Source organism: Microbacterium lushaniae, from assembly GCF_008727775.1.
In the GTDB taxonomy this organism is placed as follows: domain Bacteria; phylum Actinomycetota; class Actinomycetes; order Actinomycetales; family Microbacteriaceae; genus Microbacterium; species Microbacterium lushaniae.
Window position 1 is genome coordinate 2,231,522 of record NZ_CP044232.1, and the last position, 23,626, is coordinate 2,255,147.

Genomic DNA, 23,626 nt, shown 5'->3' on the forward strand with positions numbered 1-23,626 from the left:
GGCCGAGCGCTGGGGCTCGGCCGATGGGTAGGTGCTCCATGCGTCTCCGTGCTCTCGCAGCCATCGCCATCGCAGCTGTCGCCGTCGTCGGCGGCGCGGTGCATTCACCGCCGGCACACGGGGCCACAGCGGACTGCCCCACGGTGTACTACCGCGCGACGAACACCTCCGAGTCGTCGCAACGAGGGACGCTCGACGCCGACGATCCAGGGTCGGACCAATACCTGGGCGAGCTCCGGTGGTGTGTGGCGACCCGGTTCAGTCAGCTCACGAACGACTCCGGAGCCGTGTGGGTCGTCGGTGCTGTGGCGGCCCCCACCGGGTCGACAGCTCTCATGAGGGCGATGCGGATGCAGGTGAGCCTGGCGTACCGCGACGCGGGTCAGTACGCCCCCGCGTTCGTCCTCCCGGGTGAAACAGTCTCGCTCGACCGGAGCAGATTCACCCTGAGCATCGACCCTGCGCTGACGCGCCAGTGGCTGGCTTTCAGCGCGATCGGCGCTCCGCTCATCGAATTCGTCGATCTCTTCACGTCCCAGGCGACCCCGAAGTGGAACGCCGCGTGGAAGTGCGCGCAAGGCGCGGTGGAGTTCGTCGAGACGGCCGCCCTGGAACAGATCACGATCGAGGAGGTGATCGAAGCCGCCTATGCAGCGCCCGACACAGCGAAGAGTTGCGGCGAGCTGGCATCCGAGGCCAGGAGGATCACGGGAAAACCCCCCGCACGACGCGCCGTACTCACGACAGCCGACGACCTCATCAGGGCATCCTCCGAACTCGACGAGGTTCCTCGCCCCGCCGCTGCACGTTCGCTGCTCGACGCGTATTGCCGCGTGGCGCCCAGCCGACTCGGCTGTTGAGGCCGGAGCCGCATCTCCACGGTCTCGTCAGGCCGGCCGGCCGGGTGCACGGAGCGGCTTGCGGCGGCACGCGGGAAGAGAGACGCAGCAGCGTCGCTCCCCCGTCCGACGGTCGGGTTATCCCCCTGTCGGTGTCACAGCGCTCGCCTAGACTGAAGCCACTCGCGGGAGTGGTGGAATTGGCAGACACGCAGGATTTAGGTTCCTGTGCCTCCGGGCATGTGGGTTCAAGTCCCACCTTCCGCACGGGGACGCTCTGTACCCGCCCTCTCCGCCGACCGAAACGACGGGACAATCCGTGATCACGCACGCCGCGCTCATCCCCTGGCTCGACCCCGAGACGATCATCACGGCCGCCGGGCCCTGGGCACTGCTGGTGGTGTGCCTCATCATCTTCGCCGAGACGGGGCTCCTGGTCGGGTTCCTCCTTCCCGGCGACACGCTGCTGATCATGGCCGGCCTGCTCTCGCACCCGTCGGCCATCGCCCCTCACGGCGTCTTCGGCATCAACGTGTGGGTCGTGGGGCTCCTGATCGGCCTGGCCGCCTTCGTCGGCGGCGAGGTCGGATACCTCATCGGCCACAAGGCCGGCCCCGCGATCTTCGAGCGCAAGGAATCGGGCCTGTTCAGCGTGAAGAACGTCGAGCGCACCAATGCGTTCTTCGAGCGGTTCGGCGGGCTCACCGTCATCCTCGCCCGCTTCGTCCCGATCGTGCGCACCTTCGCCCCGATCGCGGCCGGGGTGGGCCACATGAACAAGTGGAAGTACACCCTCTACAACCTCGTCGGCGCGCTCATCTGGGGCTTCGGATTGACGGTGCTCGGGTACGGCATCGGCCTCATCCCGGGCGTCGGCGACTTCGTGGCCGAGTACATCGACGTGATCCTGCTCGTCGCCGTCGCCGGCACGATCGGGTTCGTCGCGTTCCACTACTTCCGCGAGCGCGCCGCCGCCAAGCGGGCCCCGCACGGCGGCGACCCCGAGACGGATGCCGCCGAGGCGCGGTCGCTCACCCTCGACGCCGACACGTTCGAGCAGCCGCACTCCCCCGACGCCCCGAAGGGCTGAGCTCAGGAGGCCTTCGCGGCCTTCTTCTTCGCGGGCGTCTTGGACGCCGGGCTCTTGGACGCAGAGCTCTTCGACGCCGTGCTCGTGGACGTCGAAGACTTCGATGCGGGCTTGCTCTTGGCGCTGGACGACTTCCCCGACGTTCCCGACTTCGACGAGTCGGATGCGGCGGACCCCGGCTTCTTGGCAGCCGAGCCCCCCTTGCCGTCCCGCGCGGCGCGACTGCGCTCCACGCTCGCACGCAGGGCCTCCATGAGGTCGATGACCTCGCCGCCGGAGTCCTCTTCCTCGGCTTCCCCGAAGGTGGCTGCGGTGTCCAGCGCGTCGCCCTGCTCCAGCTTGGCGTCGATGAGGGTGCGCAGCTCCGCCTGGTACTCGTCGGTGAACTCCTCCGGGTCGAAGTCCTTCGCGAAGCTGTCGACGAGTGCCGCCGACATCTCCAGTTCCTTTGCCGAGATCCGCACCGACTCATCCAGCGCCGGGAAGGATGCTTCGCGCACCTCGTCGGCCCACAGAAGGGTCTGCAGCACGAGCACGTCGCCGCGCACGCGCAGGGCGGCCAGCCGCGTCTTCTGCCGCAGCGAGAACCGGACGATCGCGGTGCGGTCGGTGTCCTCCAGCGTGCGGCGCAGCAGCACGTACGCCTTGGGCGAGGCGGAGTCGGGCTCGAGGTAGTACGCGCGATCCAGGGTGAGCAGGTCGACCTGGTCGCTGGGCACGAACTCCACCACGTCGATCTCGCGGCTGCGCTCGGAGGGCAGGGAGTCCAGATCCTCCTTGGTCAGGACGACCGTGCGCTCACCGTCGTCGTAGGCCCGGTCGATGTCGGAGTACGGCACGACCTCGCCGTCCACCTCGCAGATGCGCTGGTAGCGGATGCGGCCACCGTCTTTGTTGTGCACCTGATGCAGCGGCATGTCGTGGTCCTCGGTCGCGGAGTACACCTTGACCGGCACGTTCACGAGCCCGAAGGTCAGCGCACCTTTCCAGATCGCCCTCATCCCACCAGTGAACACCTGTCACAGCAATCCCCGAAACCCCTTGCGTCCGCGCCGCTACGGTGGTGCCATGGCCGCGGGTGAACAGACGGTGCGCATCGAAGGGCGGCGACTGCGCATCACGAACCTCGACAAGGTGCTCTACCCCGAGACCGGCACCACAAAGGGCGAGGTCATCGCGTACTACACCCGCATCGCCCCCGTACTCATCCCGCACGTGACGGGGCGCCCGGTCACGCGCAAGCGCTGGCCCGACGGCGTGGGCACGGAGGATGACCCGGGCATGTCGTTCTTCGCGAAGGATCTGGAAGCCGGTGCACCGTCGTGGGTGCAGCGCCGAGCGATCCCGCACTCCTCCGGCCCCAAGGACTATCCGCTCGTGGGGGACGTGCCCACCCTCGTCTACCTCGCCCAGGTGGCGAGCCTCGAACTGCACGTGCCGCAGTGGCGGTTCACCCCCGACGGGGAGCGCGGCAATCCCGACCGGCTCGTGCTCGACCTCGACCCCGGGCCCGGCGTCGGGCTCGCCGAGTGCGCGGAGGTGGCCCGCCAGGCGCGCGCCATCCTCACCGACATGGGCATGGAGCCCTACCCGGTCACCAGCGGCAGCAAGGGCATCCACCTGTACGCGCCGCTGCCCGGTGAGCAGTCGAGCGACGCGATCACGGCGTTCGCGAAGGAGCTGGCCCGCGCGATCGAGGCGGACTCCCCCGACCTCGTCGTCAGCCAGATGGCCAAGTCCGCCCGCCCGGGGAAGGTCTTCATCGACTGGAGTCAGAACAACGGCGCCAAGACCACGATCGCGCCGTTCTCGCTGCGCGGGCGCGCCCACCCCACCGTCGCCGCGCCCCGCACGTGGGACGAGCTCGACGACCCGGAGCTGCGCCACCTCCTGTTCTCCGAGGTGCTGGAGCGGGCGGAGGCCTCCGGCGACCCGATGGCCGCACTGGGATTCACCGCCGGCGCGCGCGCCGCGGAGGAGGGTCCCCTGGGTCAGTACATCGCCAAGCGCACCGCCGGCGCCACGCCCGAGCCGGTGCCGGCCAACCCCGCCGGCACCACGGCATCCGGGGGCCTGCCGCGCTTCGTGATCCAGGAGCACCACGCCACCCGCCTGCACTGGGACCTGCGCCTGGAGCGCGACGGGGTGCTGGCCAGCTGGGCCGTCCCCAAGGGCGTTCCCGCCACGACCGCGCGAAACAACCTGGCGGTGCAGACCGAAGACCACCCGATGGAGTACGCGACGTTCGCCGGCACGATCCCTGCCGGTCAGTACGGCGCGGGCTCCATGACGATCTGGGACGAGGGCCGCTACGAGCTGGAGAAGTGGCGCGACGACGAGGTCATCTTCACCCTCGAAGGGCGCCCGGGCGGTCCGCTCGGGCGCGTCCGCCTCGCCCTCATCCGCACCGACGGCAGCGGCGAGAAGTCGACGTGGCTGCTGCACCGGATGAAGACGGATGCCGCGGGCCATCCGCAGTCCGACGGCGCGCCCGTCGTCCCCACCGACGCCGACGACGCCCCGCGGGCACCCACCCACGAGCCGACCGCGCCCGTGGTCCCCATCGATGCCGACGACCCCGCCCCGCCCGCCCCCGCCGACGACGCCGCCGATCCGCCCGCCACCGGTGCGGACGACGCCGATCCGCCGGAGCCCGGCGGCGACGCCGCCACGATCCCGCCGCGCGCCGGGCTGCGGCCGATGCTCGCCACCACGGCGACCCCGGCGATCGCGCGCCAGGCCGCGCGGCGCTGGTCCGGCGAAGGTGACGCGTGGGTGGAGGCGAAGTGGGACGGCATCCGTGCGATCGGGGTGTGGGACGGGCAGCGACTGCACCTGCGCGCCCGCAGCGGCAACGACATCACCGCGAAGTACCCCGAGCTGACCACCGTCGACCTGGGTCTCGGCCCCGGCTCCGCGGTGATCGACGGTGAGATCGTCGCCCTGGACGGCCAGGGTCGGCCGAGTTTCCCGCTGCTGCAGACCCGCATGAACCTCGCCAAGCCCCGAGAGATCGCCCGCGAGGCACCGCGCACCCCGGTGAAGCTCTTCCTCTTCGATCTCCTCGCCCGTGGCGGGCGGGATCTGGCGTCCCGAGCGCTCCGCGAACGCCGTCGCGCCCTGGAGGAGTTCGCCGCCTCCGCATCCGGGCCGCTCGTGCTCCCCCCGGTGTTCGACGACGTCGACGCCGCGCTCGCGGCCAGCGGCAGTCTGGGTCTGGAGGGAATCGTCGTGAAAGACCCTGCGTCGCCGTACCGGCGCGGCGAGCGCTCGGAGCAATGGCTCAAGGTCAAGCTCACGCGCACGCAGGAGGTCGTCATCGGCGGCGTCCGCCCCGGCAAGGGCGGGCGCAGCGGCACGATCGGCTCCCTCCTGCTGGGCGTGCCCGGCGACGACGGCCTGCACTACGCCGGCCGCGTCGGGTCGGGCTTCAGCGAGGCCACCCTCGCGCACCTGGAGGCTCAGCTGACTCCGCGCCGCACAGACGAGAACCCGTTCGTCGACGTGCCGCGCGCCGACGCCAGCGACGCACTGTGGGTGCGACCCGATCTCGTCGGCGAGGTGGAGTTCGCCGAGTTCACCCCCGGCGGCATCCTGCGCCACGCCCGCTGGCGGGGCCTGCGGCCCGACAAGGCGCCGGACGAGGTCGTCAGGGAGTCGTGAGCCTCACGCGTGGCGCGCGTCGTCGTGCTCGACGTGCCCCGCCGGCTCCAGCTGGAACGTGGAGTGCGCGACGTCGAAGTGGTCCGACAGGCATCCCTGCAGCGACGACAGGACGCGCCCGGACCCTTCGCTGCGCAGACACTCCTCGTCGACGACGACGTGCGCGCTGAACACGGGGGCGCCGCGCGTGAGCTGCCACACATGCACGTCATGCACTCCCACCACCCCGGGGGTGCCGAGGATGTGATCGCGGATCTCCTGCACGTGCATGCCGTCAGGCGTCGACTCCCACAGCACCGATCCGACCTCGCGGAGCAGCCCGACCGCACGCGGCACGATCATGGCGGCGATCAGGAGTGAGGCCACCGCATCCGCCGGGGCCCATCCGGTCAGCAGGATCACGATGGCCGCGACGATGACGGCGGCCGAGCCGAGCAGGTCTCCCAGCACCTCGAGGTAGGCGCCGCGCACATTGATGCTGCGCCGCTGAGCGCTGCTGAGCAGCCACATCGAGACGGCGTTGGCGACGAGACCCGCGACGGCGACGGCGAGCATCAGCCCGCCGACGATCTCGGTGTCGCCCGGCTCGATGAGCCGCAGGATCGCCTCCACCGCGACCCACGCCGACAGGGCGATCAGGATGACCCCGTTGACGAGGGCACCGAAGACCTCGGCGCGCCGGTAACCGAAGGTGCGCCGGTCGTTCGCCGGCCGGGCGGCCAGCGTGCTGGCCACCAGGGCGATCACGAGGGCTGCGGCATCGGTGAACATGTGCGCCGCATCGGCGAGCAGCGCGAGCGAGCCCGACAGGGCGGCACCGGCGACCTGCACGACCATGACCACCGTCGTGATCGCGAGCGAGATCGCCAGCAGGCGGCGATTGCTCGCCCCGCGGATCCCGGGCGCGTGATCGTGCATGTTCCCCAGGTTAGAACCGGCGCACCGGCCACGCCCCGCTTTCGCCCAGTCGGGAACGGTAACGATTCTCGCTCGCGTCAGATGCGCTCCAGCAGCGGCACGAGGGCGGCGAAGGCCCGCGCCCGGTGCGACAGGGCGTTCTTCTCGGCAGCCGACCACTCGCCCACCGTCCGCTCCGCCCCGGGCTCCTGACCGTCGGGGATGAAGATCGGGTCGTACCCGAATCCGCCCTCCCCGGATGCTGCGCCGGCGAGGCGCCCGGACCAGCGGCCCTCGACGGTGTCTTCGCCGCCCCCCGGCATCACGAGCGCGATCGTGGAGACGAAGTGAGCCGTGCGATGCGGGTCGGCGACGTCGGAGAGCTGGTCGAGCAGGAGCGTCACGTTGGCCGCGGCATCCTTGGCGTGCCCGGCCCAGTATGCCGAGAAGACGCCAGGTGAACCGCCGAGCACGTCCACGCACAGGCCCGAGTCATCCGCCAGCGCCGGGAGCCCCGTGTGCGCTGCTGCGGCGCGGGCCTTGATGAGGGCGTTCTGCGCGAAGGTCACGCCGTCTTCGACGGGCTCGGGCCCGTCGTAGCCGATGACCTCGAGGTCGGGGCGCACGGCGGCGACGATCGCACGGAACTCCTCGACCTTGTGCGGGTTGTGGGTTGCGAGGACGACCTGCCCTGCCATGGCTCAGCCCGCCAGGGCGGCGGCCTGGGCGTCACGCAGGTCGGCGCATCCGGCCACGCCGAGTTCGAGCAGGCGGTCGAGCTCCCGCTTGTCGAACGGCGCACCCTCCGCGGTGCCCTGCACCTCGACGAACAGGCCGCGTCCGGTGACGACGACGTTCATGTCGGTCTCGGCGCGCACGTCCTCGACGTACGCGAGGTCGAGCATGGGCGTTCCGTCGATGATGCCCACCGACACGGCGGCGACGGAGTCGTGCAGCACTTCGGAGCGCTGGGCGATGAACTTGCGCTCCTTGCCCCACGCAATGGCATCCGCCAGCGCGACGTACGCCCCGGTGATCGCGGCGGTGCGCGTGCCGCCGTCGGCCTGCAGCACGTCGCAGTCCAGGACGATGGTGTTCTCGCCGAGGGCCTTGGTGTCCACGACGGCGCGCAGGGCGCGGCCGATCAGGCGTGAGATCTCGTGCGTGCGTCCCCCGACGCGGCCCTTGATGCTCTCGCGGTCGTTGCGGTCGTTGGTGGCACGGGGCAGCATCGCGTACTCGGCGGTGACCCACCCCTTGCCCTTGCCGGTGAGCCAGCGCGGCACGCCGTTGGTGAACGAGGCGGTGCACAGCACGCGTGTGCCACCGAAGCTGATGAGCGCCGAGCCCTCGGCGTGGCTGGACCAGTTCCGCTCGATCGTGATGGGACGCAGCTGGTCGACGGCGCGGCCGTCTGCGCGGGTGATGTCGGTCATGGGATGCCTTTCATTCGGGTGTCTCCCTCTTCTGCGGACGTTCGGGTCGATCTCCCGCAGAGGAGGGAAGGGTGCGCGTCAGCGCGGAATCTCGATCGCGCCGGTCTGCACGAGCTGCACGTCGCGCACCTCGCGGCCCATCAGCCGGTGGGCCAGGCGCACGAAGTCGTCGACGGAGGCGCCGGTGGCCTCGTACACGTGGGATGCCACGGCGTCCGCTCCGGCGAGCAGGTCGCGGCCCACCAGCTGGCGGTACACGTCCTTCGCGGTCTCGGTGTCGCTGGAGACGAGGCTCACGTCCGGTCCCATGACGTAGCTGATCGCGCCCTCCAGGAACGGGTAGTGCGTGCAGCCGAGCACGAGCGTGTCCACGCCGGCGTGGCGCAACGGCGCGAGGTACTCCTCGGCGACGTCCAGGACCTCGGGCGAGTCGGTGACGCCGGCTTCTACGAACTCCACGAAGCGGGGGCAGGCCTGAGCGAACACCGAGAGGCGCTCATTGACCTCGAGCATGTCCTGGTAGGCGCCGGAAGAGATCGTGCCCTCGGTGCCGATCACGCCGATGCGGCCGTTGCGCGTGGTCGACATGGCCGTGCGCACGGCCGGGCCGATGACCTCGACCACGGGCACGTCGTAGCGTTCGCGCGCATCCCGCAGCATCGCCGCCGATGCCGTGTTGCACGCGATGACGAGCATCTTCACGCCCTGCTCGACGAGGGAGTCGAGTACCTCGAGGGAGTACCGTCGCACGTCGGCGATGGGCTTCGGCCCGTACGGGGAGCGCGCCGTGTCGCCGACGTAGAGGATGGATTCGCGGGGCAGCTGCGCCGAGACGGCACGTGCGACGGTGAGTCCACCGACCCCCGAGTCGAAGATCCCGATGGGCGCGTCATCCACGAGAAACCACCCTACCCGCGTGCGCCTGGGCGCCGGATCCGTGGATAGGGTGACGGCATGACCGCGAGCTCCGCCCTGCACACCGACCGGTACGAGCTGACGATGCTGGACGCCGCCCTGCGCGACGGCACCGCGCAGCGCAGGTGCGTGTTCGAGGTGTTCGGCCGTCGCCTCCCCGGCGCCCGCCGCTTCGGCGTGGTGGCCGGAACCGGGCGCCTCCTCACCCTCCTGCGCGACTTCCGCTTCGGCGACGACGAACTGCGGTTCCTGCGCGACGAGAAGATCGTGGATGCCGACACGCTCGACTACCTCGCCGGCTACCGCTTCACCGGCAACCTGACCGGATATCGCGAAGGCGAGCTGTACTTCCCCGGCTCGCCCATCCTGACGGTGGAGGGCACCTTCGCCGAGGCGGTCGTGCTGGAGACCCTCGTCCTGTCGGTGCTGAACCACGACTCGGCGATCGCGTCGGCGGCCGCTCGCATGAGCCTGGCCGCCGGAGACCGTCCGCTCGCGGAGATGGGCTCGCGTCGCGCGGGCGAGGATTCCGCGATCGCGGCGGCCCGCGCCGCCTACATCGCCGGTTTCAGCGCTACGAGCAATCTCGCCGCCGGCCGGCGCTGGGGCATCCCCACGATGGGAACGGCAGCCCACGCGTGGACGCTCCTGCACGACAGCGAGGAGGATGCGTTCCGCTCGCAGATCGAGGCGCTGGGCACCGACACGACACTACTGGTGGACACCTTCGACATCCGCACCGGCGTGGAGACGGCCGTGCGCGTGGCCGGCACCGGCCTGGGCGGCGTCCGCATCGACTCCGGCGACCTGCCCACCGTGGCCGCCGACGTGCGTGCCCAGCTGGATTCGCTCGGCGCCACCGGCACCCGCATCACGGTCACCAGCGACCTGGACGAGTTCGCGATCGCGGCACTGGCCGCCTCCCCGGTGGATTCCTACGGTGTCGGCACGTCGGTGGTCACCGGCTCCGGAAGCCCGACCGCCGGAATGGTGTTCAAGCTCGTCGCCCGCCAGGACGACGCCGGCGCGTGGATCGGCGTGGCGAAGGCGTCCACCGACAAGGCCTCACGCGGCGGCCGGAAGGCCGCGTTCCGCACGCGGGAGGACGGCGTGGCCACGAGCGAACTCGTCGTCGTCTCCGACGGCTACGAAGAGCTCGACGATGCCGCCGCACACCCCGACGCTCGCGCGCTGCAGGTTCCGCTGGTCGTCCGTGGCGACATCGATGCCGCTGCCGAAGGCCCGGCGGGCGTCGCAGCGGCCCGCGCGCACCACCTGCGCGTGCGTGAGGAGCTGCCGGTGCGCGCACTGGCGCTCAGCCGCTCCGATCCGGCCCTGCCGACGGTCTTCACCGAGGCGGCCGAGGTCGCCGGTCAGGTCTGAAGCGACTCGTAGATCTCCTTGCACGTCGGGCAGACGGGGAACTTCTCGGGGTCGCGCCCCGGCGTCCACTTCTTGCCGCACAACGCGCGCACCGGCTTGCCGGTGAGGGCGGACTCGAGGATCTTGTCCTTCTTGACGTAGTGCGAGAACCGCTCGTGGTCGCCCGGCTCGACGCTCTCTTCGCGGATGAGCTCTTCGAGCTCGCGGTCGAGGGTGGCGACTCCGCCCGGATCGGGCTGGTCCAGTGGCGTGCTCATGATGTGCCAGTGTAGCGGCGCGCACGCACCGTCGGTCAGGACGCCTCGGCGAACTCCATGATGCGATCGCCCCGGCGCTCGAATACCACGGCTCCGATCGCGACGCCCACCGCGAGGACCAGCGCCCCCGTTCCGAGGCCGCCCCACAGCGCCGCGGTGGCGTAGGAGAGGTCGCCGGTGACGGCGAGCCACCCCCACCACAGCGACGGCGCGCTCAGCACGATGGCGCCGATCATCACGAGCGCCTGCGACATGGCGCCACGCGAATCCGTGCGCTGGGGCTGCTGGAACGGACTGTCGCCGGGGTGGGAGACGGCGTAGGGAGCCGCGGCGGAGGCGATGCTCGACAGCCCCAGGCCGGACAGGAACAACGACGCGCTCACTCCCGCCAGGGCCGGCAGGACCGCCCACCGCCCGTGCAGCGCGGAGGCGACCGAGACGGCGACCGACAGCAGCGGCAGCGCGATCAGCATGATCGGCACGAGCCGGCCGAGCCGGTCGGCACGACCGCGCATACCGCTGGCCAGGTGCATCCACACGGCGGTGGAGTCGTACGCGACGTCGTTGTGCGGCAGCCATCCGAAGAACAGTGCCATGATCGGCACGGGCACGAGCGCCGCGATCGGCAACGGCACACCGGCGATCAGGAGCGGGACGACGGTGAGCACGGCCGCCACGGGCACGACGAGGATGTTGACGAGGTAGCGGCGGTCGCGCAGCCAGTACACGAGGCTGCGGGCGGCGACGGCACCGCCGGGTGTGCCCGGCGCCACGGCGAACCAACCCAGTCCCCCGCGCTCACGCACGGCGACGGGGCGTTCCACCCGCGAGAGCATGCGGTGCACGAGCCCCACCCAGATGGCGGCGAGAACGACCACCGTCGCGACCGCGATCCCCAGCAGCGTCCCGACCATGCCGCCGGACGCGGACGGCAGGGCCCACGCGGCTCCCAGGGGCGTCAGCGCGAACGCGTCGGCGGCGCCCCGGAGCTCGGCGGGCACCGCGGCGCCCCACTCCAAGGACGCGAGGAACACCCCCACCGGCACGATCACCACCAGCACCGCGACCAGAAAGACCCCGGTCAGCTCCCTCGAGCGTCGTTCGCGCACGACGAGCGCCGCGACGGCCTCGCCCACGCGGGCCAGGAGCGTGCAGGTGAGCACGCAGAGCACCACGGATGCTGCCCCCAGGGCCGGCGATGCGCCGTGGGATTGCCACATCACCGCCGCGCACACGGTCAGGGCCAGTACGACGGCGATGGGGACGCTGATCAGACCCGCGACGGCCAGCCCTGCCGACAGCGGCCCTGGGGGGAGGCCGAGCACGGCGAAGCGCCGCGGGTCGAGCGGGTCGACGGCGCCGAGGACGAGAGGCGCGACGGCGAAGCCGAGGGTGATCGCCGACCCACCCAGCACCGTCACGACGAGCGCCTCGGCGGGGGGCGCGTCGCCGAGGCTCAGGATCGCGATGCACGCGACGGCCGTCGCCGCTGCCAGGACGACCAGGCCTGCGATCAGACGGACCACCTCACGGCGCTCGCCCCGCAGGGGGCCGAGCATCGAGGCGAGCCTCAGTCGGAGAAGGCGTGCAACCACTCCAGGCCCTCCACATCGCCCGGTCCGCCGGCCAGCTCGAGGAACCGCTCCTGGAGGGTGCCGGCGCCGCGCACCTCGTCGATCGTGCCTTCGGCGAGCACCTCACCGGCCACGAGCACCGCGACGCGGCTGCACACCCGCTCGACCAGCTCCATGCCGTGGCTGGAGAGGATCACGGTGCCGCCGTGGGCGACGTAGGTCGAGAGGATGTCGAGGATGACGGCACTGGAGACCGGGTCGACCGATTCGAACGGCTCGTCCAGCACCAGGAGGCGAGGCGAATGGATCATGGCCCCGGCCAGCATGACCTTCTTGGTCATGCCGGTGGAGTAGTCCGACACCGACCGCCCGAGCGCGTCGACGAGGTCGAACGCCCGTGCGAGGTCGACGATGCGGCTCTCCACGACCGCGGAAGGCAGACCACGCAGCACGCCGTAGTAGTAGAGCAGCTGCCGTCCGGTCAGCCGGTCGAAGGTGCGCAGCCGGTCGGGCAGCACCCCCATGGCGCGCTTGGCCTGCGTCGACTGCGCGCGTGCGTCGATGCCGTTGACGGTGATGACACCCTCGTCGGGCCGGAGGAGGCCCGCGATCATCGACAGCGTCGTCGTCTTGCCTGCTCCATTGGGGCCCACGATCCCGTAGAACGACCCGGCCGGGACGGTGAGGTCGATCCGATCGACAGCGCGCGTGCCGCCGAAGCTCTTGGTCACCGCCTGCAGCGTGAGCGCGGGCACGGCGGCGTCGGCGACAGGCTCCGCGTCCGGCTCGAGGGCGACCAGGAGGGCTTCCGACGCTCCGGTGTCCACGGCGGGCGCGCCCGGTACGTCGGCCACCTGAACGCGGGTCGAAGTGGGTTCCGGTTCCGTCTGCGCCTCGGGTCCGGTCTCGAGGTCTGCCACCAGCTGCTCGAACTCCACGAGCGGATCGGGCTCGACGAGAGCCCGCTGGGTTTCGGGATCAGCGACGGGCTCAGTCTCCCGCACGACGGCCTGCAGAACGGGAGCGGGCGCCGGCTGGGGCTCGACCACCGGCTCCGGCTGGTGCTCGACGACGGGCTCCGGCTCGACCGCGGCCTCGGGCTGAGGCTCGACGACGGGATCCGGCTCGACCACGGGCTCCGGCTCAGGCGCGGCCACGGGCTCCGGCTCAGCCGCAGCCTCCGGCCGAGGCGCGACCGAAAGACCGGTGGCGGGCGGAAGCGGCGGACGTGGCGGAATGACCAGCCCCTCCGGCACCGGCGGCCCGGGCAGCGGAGGCGGCGGGCCCGGCAGCGGCGGGGGTGGGCCGGGCAGGGGCGGCGGGACCGCACCGACCTTCGCGCCCACGCCGCCATCGACCACGGCACGGGCAGCGGTCGACGGGGCCTTTTTGGTGGCGGGCTTGCGCGCGGCCTTTTGCCCCGTGGGCTTCTTCGGCGCCGGTTTCTTCGCCGCGGACTTCGCGGTGGAGGGTTTCTTCGCGGTCGTCCTGGCAGCCGCGGGAGCGGGTGTCTTCGCCATCGCCCCGGGCTCGGAGACGACCGCGTCGGCGGGCATCACGGCGGGGGTCGGCGGCTCCTTCGAAGCCGCCTCCGTGTCGATTTCCCCATCGACGTCCGGGGGCGAATCGTCAGGCAGCGGCAGCGAAGCTGTCATCACCCCAAACTAGCAAGTCGAACCGACACAGAGGCCTGGTGTTACCTGTGACCCGGGACTACACCCTGCATCACGAATCGGCAACGGGTGGCGCATATCATGCCCCTGTTCAGGCTTCCTCGCTACCATGAAGGGCGCACAACGGAGTGGCATTCCGGTTAACCGGACATGAACCAACCCCAGGAGCAACAGTGTCCCCTCAGATCGTCATCCTCGCCGCCGGCCTCGGTTCGCGGCTCGGTCGCAGCCTCCCCAAGCCCCTCACGGAGCTGAGCGACGGCCGCAGCATCATGCAGCAGCAGCACGACAACGTCCACGCGGCCTTCGGCCCCGGCGCCCGCATCCTCACCGTCGTGGGTTATCGCGCCGAGACCATCGTCGACGCGTTCCCCGACGCGGACTACGTCTACAACGAGCGCTACGACCAGACCAACACGTCCAAGAGCCTTCTGCGCGCACTGGCCCAGACGGGGAAGGGCGGCGTGCTCTGGATGAACGGCGACGTCGTGTTCGATCCCCGCATCCTCGGCCGGGCACTCCCGCTCATCGAGCGCGATCAGTCCTTCGTCACCGTCAACACGGCCAAGGTCAGCGACGAAGAGGTCAAGTACACCGTCGGCCCCGACGGCTTCATCAAGGAGCTGTCGAAGACCGTCGTGGGTGGCATCGGCGAAGCCGTCGGCATCAACTTCGTCTCGGGGCGCGACAAGAAGTCGTTCCAGCGCCAGCTCGCCCGCGTGGGCGACCAGGACTACTTCGAGCGCGGTCTGGAGCTCGCCATCGCCGAGGACGGGCTGCGGCTCGAACCGATGGACATCTCCGACCTCTACGCCGTCGAGGTGGACTTCGCCGAAGACCTCGAGCGCGCCAACCTCTTCGTCTGAGCGCCCGGCAGATCACGCCCACGTCGTCGTTCGGACCGCCCCGATGAGCGATAAAGTGCACCGCATTCACTCGCTCCCGCAGGATGCGCCCTGGTCTGGCGGGCTCCCGCCCGTCGGCTCGGACGAGCACCCGCGCACCATTCGAGCCCTCGACCGCGTCCTGGCGATCCAGCGGCCCGTCGTGCTCGCACACCTGCGCAGCGTCCGGCTTCGGCACCCGAACGCCTCCCCCGCCGAACTCGTACGGATCCTCGAGCGTCGCTACCTGGCCGGAGTCACCGCCGGTGGCGCCGCGGTGGGGGCCACTGCCGTCGTCCCGGGAGTGGGCACCGGCGTCACCCTCGCGCTCAGCGGTGCGGAGACCGTCGGATTCGTCGAAGCCACGACGCTCTTCGCCCAGTCGATCGCCGAAGTGCACGGGATCGCCGTCGCCGACCCCGATCGCGCGCGCGCCCTCGTTCTGACCCTGATGCTGGGCAAGGAGGGCGTCGACCTCCTCGCCCAGCTCGCCGGCGAAGCCACCGGCCGTGGACCCACGCGGGCGGGGTACTGGGGCGAGATGGTGACCAAGACACTCCCCCGCGCGGCCGTCGGCCCCGTCGTCGACCGGCTCATATCCGTCTTCGTGCGGCAGTTCGCCGGGCGCGCGGGAGCGTCGTGGGTCGGTAAGGCACTGCCCTTCGGAGTCGGGGCCGCCGTGGGCGGCGCAGGCAACAACATCCTCGGGCGCCGCGTGCTCGTCGGCTCCCGACGTGCCTTCGGAGCGCCACCGGTCGTGTGGCCCGCCGAACTCGAGCCGCTACCAGGAGCGCGGCGTGCCGAAGAGGCCGCGATGGCAGGTGCCCAGCGCGTGGGCGGGGCCATCGCGGGCGCTGCCGGCAGTGCCGCTCGGGGCCTCGCGTCGGCGGGGCGGTCGGTGGGCGGCGCCACGCGCCGGGCGGGTGGGGCCGCACGCCGCGCCCTGCCCGGACGCGCCTCCCGCGGCACGGCAGACGGGGTGGCGGCGCCGGCCGAGGACCACTTTGGAGGGTCCGGATCCCCCGACGGCGGCACACGGTAGCCCAGCCATGGACAGCACACTGGCGTGCCTGCGCGAATGGATGCCCCGCCAGAGGTGGTACGCGAACAAGGGCGCTGCGCCCGAGCTGCGACTGGTCGCCGAGTGGGACCTCGGCGGGCCCTCCGACGCGCGCGTGCAGGTGCTGCTGGTATACGACACCAGCGGAGACGGCCCCGTGCTGTACCAGGTTCCGGTGGTGTGGCGATCCGAGCCGTCGGCCGCGGAGATCGGGCGCCCACACGGGATGGTGCTCGTCGACGGCACCGCCGACGCCGCCTTCCACGACGTCCTCTACGGACTGGTCACGCGCGGCGGACGATTCGGCGGCGCGGACGGGCCGCTGTACGGCGAGCCCTCGTCGGCGCATGTCCGGGGCTCGCACCATCCGCTGCCGGCCATCGTTCTCGACGGTGAGCAGTCCAACACCTCCCTCATCTTCCGCGGCGCCGGCCGCGCGCACCCGGTCATCTGCAAGATCTTCCGGCAGGTGCACGCCGGGCTGAACCCCGACATCGAGCTGCAGACCGCTCTCTCCGAGGCCGGCGTCCGCTCGGTGCCGCCGGTGGTCGGCGCGGTGTCGGCCATGTGGCGCGCGCCCGGTGATGAGGGTCATCTGGTCGCCGGTTCCCTGGCGTTCGCCCAGCAGTTCTTCCCCGGCGTCCAAGACGCCTGGCGGGTCGCTCTGCGCGCGGTCGAGCGCGGCACCGACTTCGCGGGACCGGCCGAGCGACTGGGAGTGGCGGTGGCGGAGACCCATGCCGCACTGGCGCGGCTGTTCCCCACACGCCCGGCGACCGCCGACGACCTGGATGCCACGGCGACGGGGTGGCGGCTGCGGCTGCGGGCCGCACTGGAGGCCGCTCCGGCGCTGGAGGCATCGGTTCCGGCGATAGAACGCACCTTCGCGCGTGCTCTGGCCGCCCCGTGGCCGCGGCTGCAGCGGGTGCACGGCGATCTCCACCTGGGACAGGTCATCGACGTGCCCGGGCGCGGGTGGGTGCTGCTGGATTTCGAGGGCGAGCCGCTGCGACCGATGTCGGAGCGGCACGCGCCCGATTTCGCCGTCCGCGACGTCGCGGGGATGCTGCGCTCCTTCGCATACGCCGCGGACTCCGTGCCCGCCGGGACGGCCGGCGACGCGCACGCCTGGGCTGCCAGGGCGCGCGCGGCCTTCCTGCGCGGATACGCCGGCTCCGGTGCGGCCGAGACCCCCGACCCCCACGTGCTGAGGGCGTTCGAGGTCGACAAAGCGCTCTACGAGACCGTGTACGAAGCGCGCAACCGACCCGGGTGGGTGCGGATCCCGGTGGCGGCCGTGCAGCGGATCGCCGCGGGCTGATCAGTCGTCGACGTCGGCCTCTTCGTCGCCGTCGATGATGTCGTCTTCGGCGCCCGGGCGTGAGTGCCACTGCTCCCAGCGGTCCATGAGGGTCTCCACGGCCGCGCCGAACCGCGCCGACGCCGCCCCGGGGGTGGTGTCGCCGAAGTAGTACCGCACCCAGTGCTGCAGGCGCGCGACCGATTCCGGGTCGCCGAGCACGCGTTCGGACTGCGCGACGATGTCGGGCGCCGCCGCCGCATCCAGCCATTCGCACGCCGAGAGGTAGCCGTGGGTGTCCACGAGCGCCTCCGGGTCGGCGGGGCGCGTGATCATGAGGGGCTTGTCGGCGGCGAGACGGTCGTAGACCATCGCCGAGATGTCGACGACGGCGAGGTCGGCCGCGGCGAGCTGCCATCCCAGCTCGGGCCCGTCGTCGTACACGTGCTGGGCCCCCGGATCGGATGCGTTCGCTGCGGCGAGCGCGGCGATGATGCGCTGATTCGCCCTGCGGTACTCGGGGTCCACGACCCCGGAGCGGGGGTGCGGGCGGTAGATGACGCGGTGGCGGCCGCTGGCCAGCAGCGCCGAGACGAGCGCCTCGCCGTGGGTGCGGATGGATCCGTAGTGCGCCGAGGGGCGGTCACCCTCCCAGGTGGGCGCGTACAGCACGACCGTGCGGTCGTCGGGCGAGTAGGGCAGGACGCCCGAGTAGTGGTCGGCCTGCGGACGTCCGATCGAGAACGTGCGGGCGTCCAGGTCGTAATCCCACAAGACCCGCGCCAGGCGATCGCGTGCGGCGTCGCCGGCGACGAACGCGTAGTCGTAGGCCTTGAACTGGTTGGTGGTCATGTACATCTTGTCGGACTCGCCGTGGTTGATGAACACGTGCCACCGACGCCCGTACCGGAACATCTGGAAGTTGCGCGTGTTCTGATTCACGTAGAACACGACGCGGATGTCCTGCCCCGCCACGAACTGCTCCAGGTCGCGCACCGACGGCACGAAGGCCACCGGCAGGGCGCCATCGGCCAGAAGGGCGCGCGTGCCGAACGCCGATCGCGCGAGCACGACCACGGGCCACCGCTGCGCGATGGCAGCCAGTGGCTTGTACCACTGGCGCATCTGGTACATGTTCACCGCGCCGTCGGCGAAGTACACCGCAACGCGGTAATGCCGAGGCGGATGCGGCGGCTGCGACTGGATCGCGCCGCGCACGGCTTTCGCGGCGGCGCGGTTGGACAGTCCCTTGCGGAACAGCCCCCACGCGAGCTTGGCGTCGCCGATCAATCGCATCCTTCCAGCGTACCCACCGGCCACGCCGTGGCATGATCGTCGGATGCATGTCGCCGCGCCCGGACGCAGGGACGCCCCCGTGCCCGAGGAGGGATCCGGCGTCACCTTCGTCATGCCGGTCCTGAACGAGGAGCGGTACCTGCGCCGCGCCGTCGAGACCGTGCTGGCCCAGGACGTGCCCGGTCCGGTCGAGCTCGTTCTCGCCCTCGGCCCGTCCTCGGACGGCACGAACCTGATCGCGCGCGACCTCGCGGCGGGCGATGCCCGCATCCTGCTCGTGGACAACCCCGCCGCCGACATCCCCGTGGGCCTGAACCGCGCCATCCGTGCAGGGCGCTATCCCACGATCGTGCGGGTCGACGCCCACTCCGAGATCTCCCCCGACTACACCCGCCGAGCGCTGGCGACCCTCGCGCGCGTGCGCGCGGCCAACGTCGGCGGCGTCATGCACGCCGAGGGACGCACGCCCTTCCAGCGCGCGGTGGCCCGGGCTTACAACTCCCCCATCGGCCTGGGCGGCGGCGCGTACCACGGCGGCACCAAGGAGGGCCCCGCCGAATCGGCGTACCTCGGTGTCATGCGGCGCGCGGTACTGGAGGAGGTCGGTCTGTTCGACGAATCCATCCGCCGCGGCGAGGACTGGGAGCTGAACCTGCGGATCCGCCGCGCCGGATACCGCGTGTGGTTCGATCCGGAGCTGTCGGTCGTCTACTGGCCGCGGGAGAGCTGGACGCGTCTGGTCCGGCAGTTCCGCGCCACCGGGGCGTGGCGCGGCGAGCTGGTGCGCCGGTACGGGCGGGGCAACTCGCTGCGCTTCTTCGCTCCCCCGGCGCTCGTGGTCGCCGTGGGCGTGAGCATCGGCGTGGGGCTCCTCCAGGTCACGCGCGTGCTCAGCGGCGCGTGGGCGCTGATCGCCTCGATCGTGCACCTCCCCGTCGCCGTGTACGCGGCCCTGATCGGGGTCGTCGCCGCGGGACCGGGCGGTGGGAAGGGCTGGCGGGACAAGCTGTGGACGCTCGCGGTGCTGCCCACGATGCACCTGTCGTGGGGGGCGGGCTTCATGGCGGGCCTCCTGCGGGGCGCGCACGACACGGTGGACACCTCGCGGCTGGGCGACCGCAACACGCCGCTGCCGTAGCCGGCTACTCGGGGCCGCGGACGAATCCCTGATCGAGGATGCGGGCGACCACCCGCTCGGCGGCGGAGCCGTCGTCGCGGGCGTTGAACGTGCGCCGCCAGCGCTCGTACCGGTCGGCGTAGGCCGCGGGATCCGGGTCGCGCAGCGCCGACACCAGTTCGGCCTGCGTGCGCACGACCGGACCGGGAACGGAGTCGCCCAGGTCGAAGTAGAACCCGCGCAGCTCTCCCCGGTAGTGCTCCATGTCGGGTACGAGGAAGTACATCGGCTTGCCCGTGACGGAGAAGTCGAACATGACCGAGGAGTAGTCGGTGATGAGCGCGTCGACGGCCGTCAGCAGGCGCGAGGTGTCGGGGAACCCGGTGACGTCGATCACCCGCGCACCCACCGCGTCGCGCCCCGGCTGCAGCGTGCGCGAGTGTCCGCGCACGAGCACGACCGCGCCGGTCTGCTCGGCCAGGGCCGCCGGGTCGAGGAAGTCGACGATCTCCTCCCGGTCGTCTCGCCACGTGGGCGCGTACAGCAGGACGCGCGCATCGGGGGCGATCCCCAGCGCCTCGCGGGTGGCCGATCCGTCATCGGTGACGAGGATGTCATTGCGGGGATACCCCTCCACCCAGATCGGCCGCCGCAGGAAGGCGTAGGCCTTGCGCAGGATGCCCGCGGCATACGGGTTCTGAGCCAGCAGCACGTTCCAGCGGCGGGATTCCCGGATCACCGCGAGCGCGCGGCGGGGATCGAATCCCGGCCGGTGCAGCGCGAGCCGCTTGACCGGCGTGCCGTGCCACGTCTGCAGGACGACCTGTCCGGGCCGCCGTGCGAAGCGCCGCCGCATCCAGTCGTTGATGACCAGCAGGCGCGACGCCCCTCGCGCACGCCACCACTGCGGGCTGCCCTCCACGACCGGCACCGCGCCCTCCGGCACGCTCACCGAGAGGTCCACGACGCTCCAGTACCGTGTGACGGCGGGGGCGCGGCGGGCGAGCTCTCGATCGATCGCCAGCGGATTGCAACTGGCGTTGCGTCCGTAGAAGCTCTCGAAGAACACCGCGTTCTCCAGCTCGCCGCCCCCGGCGGCGTAGCGCCGCTCGAGCGACTCCTGTCCCTCGCCGGAGTCGTACGCGGGATTCACGGGCGGACCGATCCGCACGTGCGCTCCGTCCCACGACGCCCGCAGCGTGCCGAGGAGCGTGATCGGCACGGGGGCGCCGGGTGGATCCGCGTCGGTGGCCTCGCCGGGCTCGATCGCGATGGCGTACTCCCCCGTCGGCAGCGGAAGCTCCGGACCTCCCCATCGCGCGGCCTGCAGCGCGATGCTCGCCCGCCACGTCCGGCCACGCCCGCTGAGCCGGCCCTCCGCCCGCGCGCGGCGCCCGACCAGCGACACCGCCTGCGGCCGCGGGCCGGTGCCGGAGAGCTCCAGGGTCGCGACGCCGTCGTCGCGGACGAGGAAGCGCACGTCGGTCATAAGACTCCTCTCGGCGCGCCGACAGCGGCGCGGATGGCGCGGTAGACGCGCTGGGTGTTGCGTCCGTCACGGTACGCGTGCACGCGTTCGCTCAGAGCGAACGAGCGCGCGGTGCGCTCGGCTGGAGCGTGCAGCACGTCCTCCAGCTGCCGGCAGATCTGCGTCCACGACGGCGCCCAGTCCTCTCCCGCGACGTCGGCGTATCGGCCGTACAGGCCCCGACGGGCGCGGTACTCCGCCAGGTCGGGGGCCAGGAACAGCACCGGCAGCGGCACCAGACCGGCATCGAAGGCGAGCGAGGAGTAGTCGGTGATGAGCACGTCCATGCCCGGGAGCAGCGGAGTCACGTCGGCGACCAGGTCGGATCCGAGGGCGCGCACGCGGTCGGCGCCGTTCGGGGGGCGGTACTCCCCCGCCCCGAGGGGGTGGGAGCGCACCAGCAGCACGGCGCGGTTGCGTTCGAGCACGTCGAGGATCGCCCGCCACTCGTCCTCGGACGGCACGGCGGGGTCGGGCGCGCCGTCGCGCCACGTGGGCGCGTACAGCACGACGCGCGTGTCGTCGGAGAGGGGCCCGGCGACCTGGTCGATCACGGCACGCGCGTGGCGGCGGCGTTGATCGGCGGTGCCACGCGACAGCACGTCCACGCGCGGCTCCCCGGTGACGGGGACGTGCTCGGCGGGCAGCCCGAACGCCGATTCCAGCCGCCCCCGCACCAGGTGCGACGCCGCCGGCAGGATGCGGATGCGCCGCGTCGCGCCGGCGTACATGCGCCGCAGCATCCCGCGCACGACGCGGGAGTCGGGCAGGATGCCGCTGCGCAGCGTCTCCGCGGAGTCCAGGCCGATGCGCTTGAGCGGGATGCCGTGCCACAGCTGAACGATGACGGCACCGGCCACGGCGTACCGGTTGACGTCGCCGAAACCGTGCGTGACGACCACGACGCGCGCGCGGGCGGTGCACCAGAAGCCGCGCAGACCCGTCTTGCGCACATGCGGGATGCCCCGGCGCTCGGCCTCGCGCGCCTCGCCCTCGGTGCCCACGAGCCATACGGCCCGTTCGCCGCGGGCGGTGGCCTCCTCCCACAGGGCGAGCGCACCGTCGGCGATGCCCACGGCGCATCCGAAGACCCACTGGTCGCGCGAGCGCGGGATCAGGCGAGTGAGGAGTCCCCCGGCGGCGTACAGCGGGATGCTGAGGAGCTTCCGCGCATTCCCCGCGCCGAACGAGAAGGACGCCACCCCGCGAGCCTATCGCGGGGTGGCGTCCGTTCCGTTGCGCTTACGCGCCGAGCTCTCCCAGTGTCACGTCGGCGGTGCGGGTCTCCCCGTCGCGCACGTACGTGAGGGTCGCGTCGGCTCCGGCGGCGAGGGCACGCACCTGCGCCGTGAGGTCGATCGAGGTCGTGATGGGCTTGCCGTCCACCGCCGTGACGATGTCGCCCTCCCGCAGGCCCGCCTCGTCGGCGGCGCCACCGGGGGTGACCTCGGCGATGTAGGCACCGGCGATGTCGGTCCCCTCCACCGCCGACGCGGGCTGAACCGTCGCGCCGAGCAGGCCGTGCGTGGCCGAGCCGGTCTCGATGATCTCGTCGGCGACGCGCTCCGCGATGTCGGACGGGATCGCGAAGCCGACTCCGATGTTGCCCGCCTGGCCGGAGGAACCGCCGGCCGAGGCGATCGCGACGTTGATGCCGATGAGGCGTCCCTCGGAGTCCACCAGGGCACCGCCGGAGTTGCCGGGGTTGATGGCCGCGTCGGTCTGGATGACCGCGATGCTGATGGTCTCGTTCGACCCGGTCTGCTGCTGGCCCTGCCCGAAGTCGAAGAAGAACGGTCCCTCCTGGCCGGGCGGTGTCTGCCCGCCGTCCTCGCTCTCGGCGTCGTCCGGCACGGCGGCGGAGGCCACCGAGATGGAACGCTCGAGCGCGCTGATGATGCCGGTGGTCACGGTGTTCGACAGCCCCAGTGGCGCCCCGACCGCGACGGCCACGTCGCCGACGTTGAGCTTGTCGGAGTCGGCGAACTCGATCGGGGTGAGGCCCTCGGCATCCTGCAGCTGGATGACGGCGAGGTCGTAGATGGGGTCGACGCCGACGATCTCGGCCTCGTACACGCGGCCGTCGGACGTGGTGGCGGTGATGGCCGCGTCGGCGGACTGCCCGTCGAGGGTGACGACGTGCGTGTTGGTGACGACGTGGCCCTCCTCGTCCAGGATGACGCCGGACCCGGTGCCGCCGCCGCTGCCGCTGGTGGCACTGATGGTCACGACGCTCGGGACGACCTTCGCAGCGATGGCGGTGGTCAAGGTGGCGTCATCGGGGTCGTTGATGGTGATGGACTCGGGCCCGGCGACGGGCGCGGCTTCGGACTCGCCGCCCCACAGGGCAGCGCCCGCGTAGCCGCCGCCGAGGCCCGCCGCGCCGCCGACGAGGGCCGCGGCCACGATGAGGCCGACGACCTTGCCGGCGCCGGACTTCTTCCGCGGCTCATCCGGGGTCTCCGGGGTCAGCGGCGTGGTGGGCTGGGTGGCGTGCGCGGCGGGTGCCCCTGGCCGGCCGGCGTAGGGGGGCTGGGGCGCGCCGTAGGCCTGGTGGGGACGGGCGTAGGGACTCTGGGGGTTCTGCGCGGCGGGCGCAGTCCATCCGGCCGGGGCCTGTGAGGCGGTCTGCGGCGGGACGGGGCCCGGGTGCGGCGGTGCAGCCGGGACGTTGTCTTCGGGACGGTTGCCCTGGTTCTCGCTCATGGGATGCT

21 protein-coding genes and 1 tRNA gene are annotated in these 23,626 nt (G+C 71.8%); 10 read left to right on the plus strand and 12 right to left on the minus strand.

The window, feature by feature from the left end; all coding sequences use genetic code 11:
• Positions 1 to 38 precede the first annotated feature (38 nt).
• From F6J85_RS10680 to F6J85_RS10690, 3 genes are all read left to right on the plus strand, one after another.
• Positions 39 to 860: a hypothetical protein gene (locus tag F6J85_RS10680; protein WP_150924962.1), complete on the plus strand. Its 822-nt coding sequence runs from the start codon at positions 39 to 41 to the stop codon at positions 858 to 860.
• 164 nt (positions 861 to 1,024) lie between these two features.
• Positions 1,025 to 1,106 (plus strand) — tRNA-Leu (locus F6J85_RS10685).
• 52 nt (positions 1,107 to 1,158) lie between these two features.
• Entirely contained in the window at positions 1,159 to 1,929 is a 771-nt protein-coding gene (locus F6J85_RS10690; RefSeq protein WP_150924963.1) for a DedA family protein, read from the plus strand.
• 2 nt (positions 1,930 to 1,931) lie between these two features.
• On the opposite strand, the gene ku is transcribed toward F6J85_RS10690, so the two are convergent.
• The gene (gene ku, locus F6J85_RS10695; RefSeq protein ID WP_150924964.1) at positions 1,932 to 2,930 is read right to left on the minus strand and encodes a non-homologous end joining protein Ku; all 999 of its coding nucleotides are present in this window, start codon (positions 2,928 to 2,930) and stop codon (positions 1,932 to 1,934) included.
• Between the two features lie 67 nt (positions 2,931 to 2,997).
• Here ku and F6J85_RS10700 point away from each other — a divergent pair, with 67 nt between their 5' ends.
• Positions 2,998 to 5,592 (plus strand): ATP-dependent DNA ligase, encoded by a 2,595-nt coding sequence (locus F6J85_RS10700; protein WP_150924965.1) that lies wholly within the window; start codon positions 2,998 to 3,000, stop codon positions 5,590 to 5,592.
• Between the two features lie 3 nt (positions 5,593 to 5,595).
• On the opposite strand, the gene F6J85_RS10705 is transcribed toward F6J85_RS10700, so the two are convergent.
• From F6J85_RS10705 to murI, 4 genes are all read right to left on the minus strand, one after another.
• Positions 5,596 to 6,510: a cation diffusion facilitator family transporter gene (locus F6J85_RS10705; protein WP_150924966.1), complete on the minus strand. Its 915-nt coding sequence runs from the start codon at positions 6,508 to 6,510 to the stop codon at positions 5,596 to 5,598.
• A 77-nt stretch (positions 6,511 to 6,587) separates the two neighbouring features.
• On the minus strand, positions 6,588 to 7,187 hold the full coding sequence (rdgB, locus tag F6J85_RS10710; RefSeq protein WP_150924967.1) for an RdgB/HAM1 family non-canonical purine NTP pyrophosphatase: 600 nt from the start codon (positions 7,185 to 7,187) through the stop codon (positions 6,588 to 6,590).
• A gap of 3 nt (positions 7,188 to 7,190) precedes the next feature.
• On the minus strand, positions 7,191 to 7,925 hold the full coding sequence (gene rph / locus F6J85_RS10715) for a ribonuclease PH (protein WP_150918280.1): 735 nt from the start codon (positions 7,923 to 7,925) through the stop codon (positions 7,191 to 7,193).
• Between the two features lie 78 nt (positions 7,926 to 8,003).
• Positions 8,004 to 8,822 (minus strand): glutamate racemase, encoded by an 819-nt coding sequence (gene murI / locus F6J85_RS10720; protein WP_150924968.1) that lies wholly within the window; start codon positions 8,820 to 8,822, stop codon positions 8,004 to 8,006.
• A gap of 57 nt (positions 8,823 to 8,879) precedes the next feature.
• Between murI and F6J85_RS10725 the strand changes: the two genes are divergently transcribed.
• Positions 8,880 to 10,223 (plus strand): nicotinate phosphoribosyltransferase, encoded by a 1,344-nt coding sequence (locus F6J85_RS10725; RefSeq protein WP_150924969.1) that lies wholly within the window; start codon positions 8,880 to 8,882, stop codon positions 10,221 to 10,223.
• Here F6J85_RS10725 and F6J85_RS10730 read toward each other — a convergent pair.
• The 3 genes from F6J85_RS10730 to F6J85_RS10740 are packed head-to-tail and all read right to left on the minus strand — an operon-like array spanning position 10,214 to position 13,211.
• The gene (locus F6J85_RS10730) at positions 10,214 to 10,480 is read right to left on the minus strand and encodes a DUF3039 domain-containing protein (RefSeq protein WP_135067488.1); all 267 of its coding nucleotides are present in this window, start codon (positions 10,478 to 10,480) and stop codon (positions 10,214 to 10,216) included. The genes F6J85_RS10725 and F6J85_RS10730 overlap by 10 nt on opposite strands.
• Positions 10,481 to 10,515: 35 nt before the next feature.
• Positions 10,516 to 12,039: a hypothetical protein gene (locus F6J85_RS10735; protein ID WP_238706922.1), complete on the minus strand. Its 1,524-nt coding sequence runs from the start codon at positions 12,037 to 12,039 to the stop codon at positions 10,516 to 10,518.
• An 11-nt stretch (positions 12,040 to 12,050) separates the two neighbouring features.
• Positions 12,051 to 13,211, minus strand: a complete 1,161-nt coding sequence (locus tag F6J85_RS10740; protein WP_238706923.1) for an ABC transporter ATP-binding protein — start codon at positions 13,209 to 13,211, stop codon at positions 12,051 to 12,053.
• Between the two features lie 79 nt (positions 13,212 to 13,290).
• Here F6J85_RS10740 and F6J85_RS18010 point away from each other — a divergent pair, with 79 nt between their 5' ends.
• The 4 genes from F6J85_RS18010 (at position 13,291) to F6J85_RS10755 (ending at position 16,992) form a co-directional block, all read left to right on the plus strand.
• The gene (locus tag F6J85_RS18010) at positions 13,291 to 13,722 is read left to right on the plus strand and encodes a hypothetical protein (protein ID WP_238706924.1); all 432 of its coding nucleotides are present in this window, start codon (positions 13,291 to 13,293) and stop codon (positions 13,720 to 13,722) included.
• Positions 13,723 to 13,900: 178 nt separating this feature from the next.
• Positions 13,901 to 14,593: a phosphocholine cytidylyltransferase family protein gene (locus F6J85_RS10745; protein ID WP_150918272.1), complete on the plus strand. Its 693-nt coding sequence runs from the start codon at positions 13,901 to 13,903 to the stop codon at positions 14,591 to 14,593.
• A gap of 43 nt (positions 14,594 to 14,636) precedes the next feature.
• Positions 14,637 to 15,653 carry a hypothetical protein gene (locus F6J85_RS10750; protein WP_238706925.1) on the plus strand — a complete coding sequence of 339 codons (1,017 nt, stop codon included), beginning with the start codon at positions 14,637 to 14,639 and terminating at the stop codon, positions 15,651 to 15,653.
• Positions 15,654 to 15,660: 7 nt separating this feature from the next.
• A complete protein-coding gene (locus F6J85_RS10755; protein WP_150924971.1) occupies positions 15,661 to 16,992 on the plus strand; it encodes a maltokinase N-terminal cap-like domain-containing protein in 1,332 nt (443 codons plus the stop codon).
• Here the strand turns inward: F6J85_RS10755 and F6J85_RS10760 are convergent, their stop codons facing one another.
• Positions 16,993 to 18,267 carry a CDP-glycerol glycerophosphotransferase family protein gene (locus F6J85_RS10760; RefSeq protein ID WP_150924972.1) on the minus strand — a complete coding sequence of 425 codons (1,275 nt, stop codon included), beginning with the start codon at positions 18,265 to 18,267 and terminating at the stop codon, positions 16,993 to 16,995.
• Between the two features lie 43 nt (positions 18,268 to 18,310).
• Here F6J85_RS10760 and F6J85_RS10765 point away from each other — a divergent pair, with 43 nt between their 5' ends.
• On the plus strand, positions 18,311 to 19,405 hold the full coding sequence (locus F6J85_RS10765) for a glycosyltransferase family 2 protein (protein ID WP_150924973.1): 1,095 nt from the start codon (positions 18,311 to 18,313) through the stop codon (positions 19,403 to 19,405).
• A 4-nt stretch (positions 19,406 to 19,409) separates the two neighbouring features.
• Here the strand turns inward: F6J85_RS10765 and F6J85_RS10770 are convergent, their stop codons facing one another.
• Genes F6J85_RS10770 through F6J85_RS10780 form a run of 3 tightly spaced genes read right to left on the minus strand, consistent with a single transcriptional unit; the run spans position 19,410 to position 23,618 of the window.
• Positions 19,410 to 20,873, minus strand: coding sequence for a CDP-glycerol glycerophosphotransferase family protein (locus tag F6J85_RS10770; RefSeq protein ID WP_150924974.1), 1,464 nt, complete (start codon positions 20,871 to 20,873; stop codon positions 19,410 to 19,412).
• Positions 20,870 to 22,114 carry a CDP-glycerol glycerophosphotransferase family protein gene (locus F6J85_RS10775; RefSeq protein WP_150924975.1) on the minus strand — a complete coding sequence of 415 codons (1,245 nt, stop codon included), beginning with the start codon at positions 22,112 to 22,114 and terminating at the stop codon, positions 20,870 to 20,872. Before F6J85_RS10775 ends, F6J85_RS10770 begins: the two co-directional genes overlap by 4 nt.
• A gap of 40 nt (positions 22,115 to 22,154) precedes the next feature.
• Positions 22,155 to 23,618 (minus strand): S1C family serine protease, encoded by a 1,464-nt coding sequence (locus F6J85_RS10780; protein ID WP_150924976.1) that lies wholly within the window; start codon positions 23,616 to 23,618, stop codon positions 22,155 to 22,157.
• Positions 23,619 to 23,626 lie beyond the last annotated feature (8 nt).

Coding starts and splice junctions, on each gene's coding strand:
- F6J85_RS10680 (WP_150924962.1), top strand. CDS start 39: ATGCGTCTCCGTGCTCTCGCAGCCATCGCCATCGCAGCTGTCGCCGTC.
- ku (WP_150924964.1), bottom strand. CDS start 2,930: ATGAGGGCGATCTGGAAAGGTGCGCTGACCTTCGGGCTCGTGAACGTG.
- F6J85_RS10700 (WP_150924965.1), top strand. CDS start 2,998: ATGGCCGCGGGTGAACAGACGGTGCGCATCGAAGGGCGGCGACTGCGC.
- F6J85_RS10705 (WP_150924966.1), bottom strand. CDS start 6,510: ATGCACGATCACGCGCCCGGGATCCGCGGGGCGAGCAATCGCCGCCTG.
- rdgB (WP_150924967.1), bottom strand. CDS start 7,187: ATGGCAGGGCAGGTCGTCCTCGCAACCCACAACCCGCACAAGGTCGAG.
- rph (WP_150918280.1), bottom strand. CDS start 7,925: ATGACCGACATCACCCGCGCAGACGGCCGCGCCGTCGACCAGCTGCGT.
- F6J85_RS10725 (WP_150924969.1), top strand. CDS start 8,880: ATGACCGCGAGCTCCGCCCTGCACACCGACCGGTACGAGCTGACGATG.
- F6J85_RS10730 (WP_135067488.1), bottom strand. CDS start 10,480: ATGAGCACGCCACTGGACCAGCCCGATCCGGGCGGAGTCGCCACCCTC.
- F6J85_RS10735 (WP_238706922.1), bottom strand. CDS start 12,039: ATGCTCGGCCCCCTGCGGGGCGAGCGCCGTGAGGTGGTCCGTCTGATC.
- F6J85_RS18010 (WP_238706924.1), top strand. CDS start 13,291: ATGACCAGCCCCTCCGGCACCGGCGGCCCGGGCAGCGGAGGCGGCGGG.
- F6J85_RS10750 (WP_238706925.1), top strand. CDS start 14,637: ATGAGCGATAAAGTGCACCGCATTCACTCGCTCCCGCAGGATGCGCCC.
- F6J85_RS10755 (WP_150924971.1), top strand. CDS start 15,661: ATGGACAGCACACTGGCGTGCCTGCGCGAATGGATGCCCCGCCAGAGG.
- F6J85_RS10760 (WP_150924972.1), bottom strand. CDS start 18,267: ATGCGATTGATCGGCGACGCCAAGCTCGCGTGGGGGCTGTTCCGCAAG.
- F6J85_RS10765 (WP_150924973.1), top strand. CDS start 18,311: ATGCATGTCGCCGCGCCCGGACGCAGGGACGCCCCCGTGCCCGAGGAG.
- F6J85_RS10770 (WP_150924974.1), bottom strand. CDS start 20,873: ATGACCGACGTGCGCTTCCTCGTCCGCGACGACGGCGTCGCGACCCTG.
- F6J85_RS10780 (WP_150924976.1), bottom strand. CDS start 23,618: ATGAGCGAGAACCAGGGCAACCGTCCCGAAGACAACGTCCCGGCTGCA.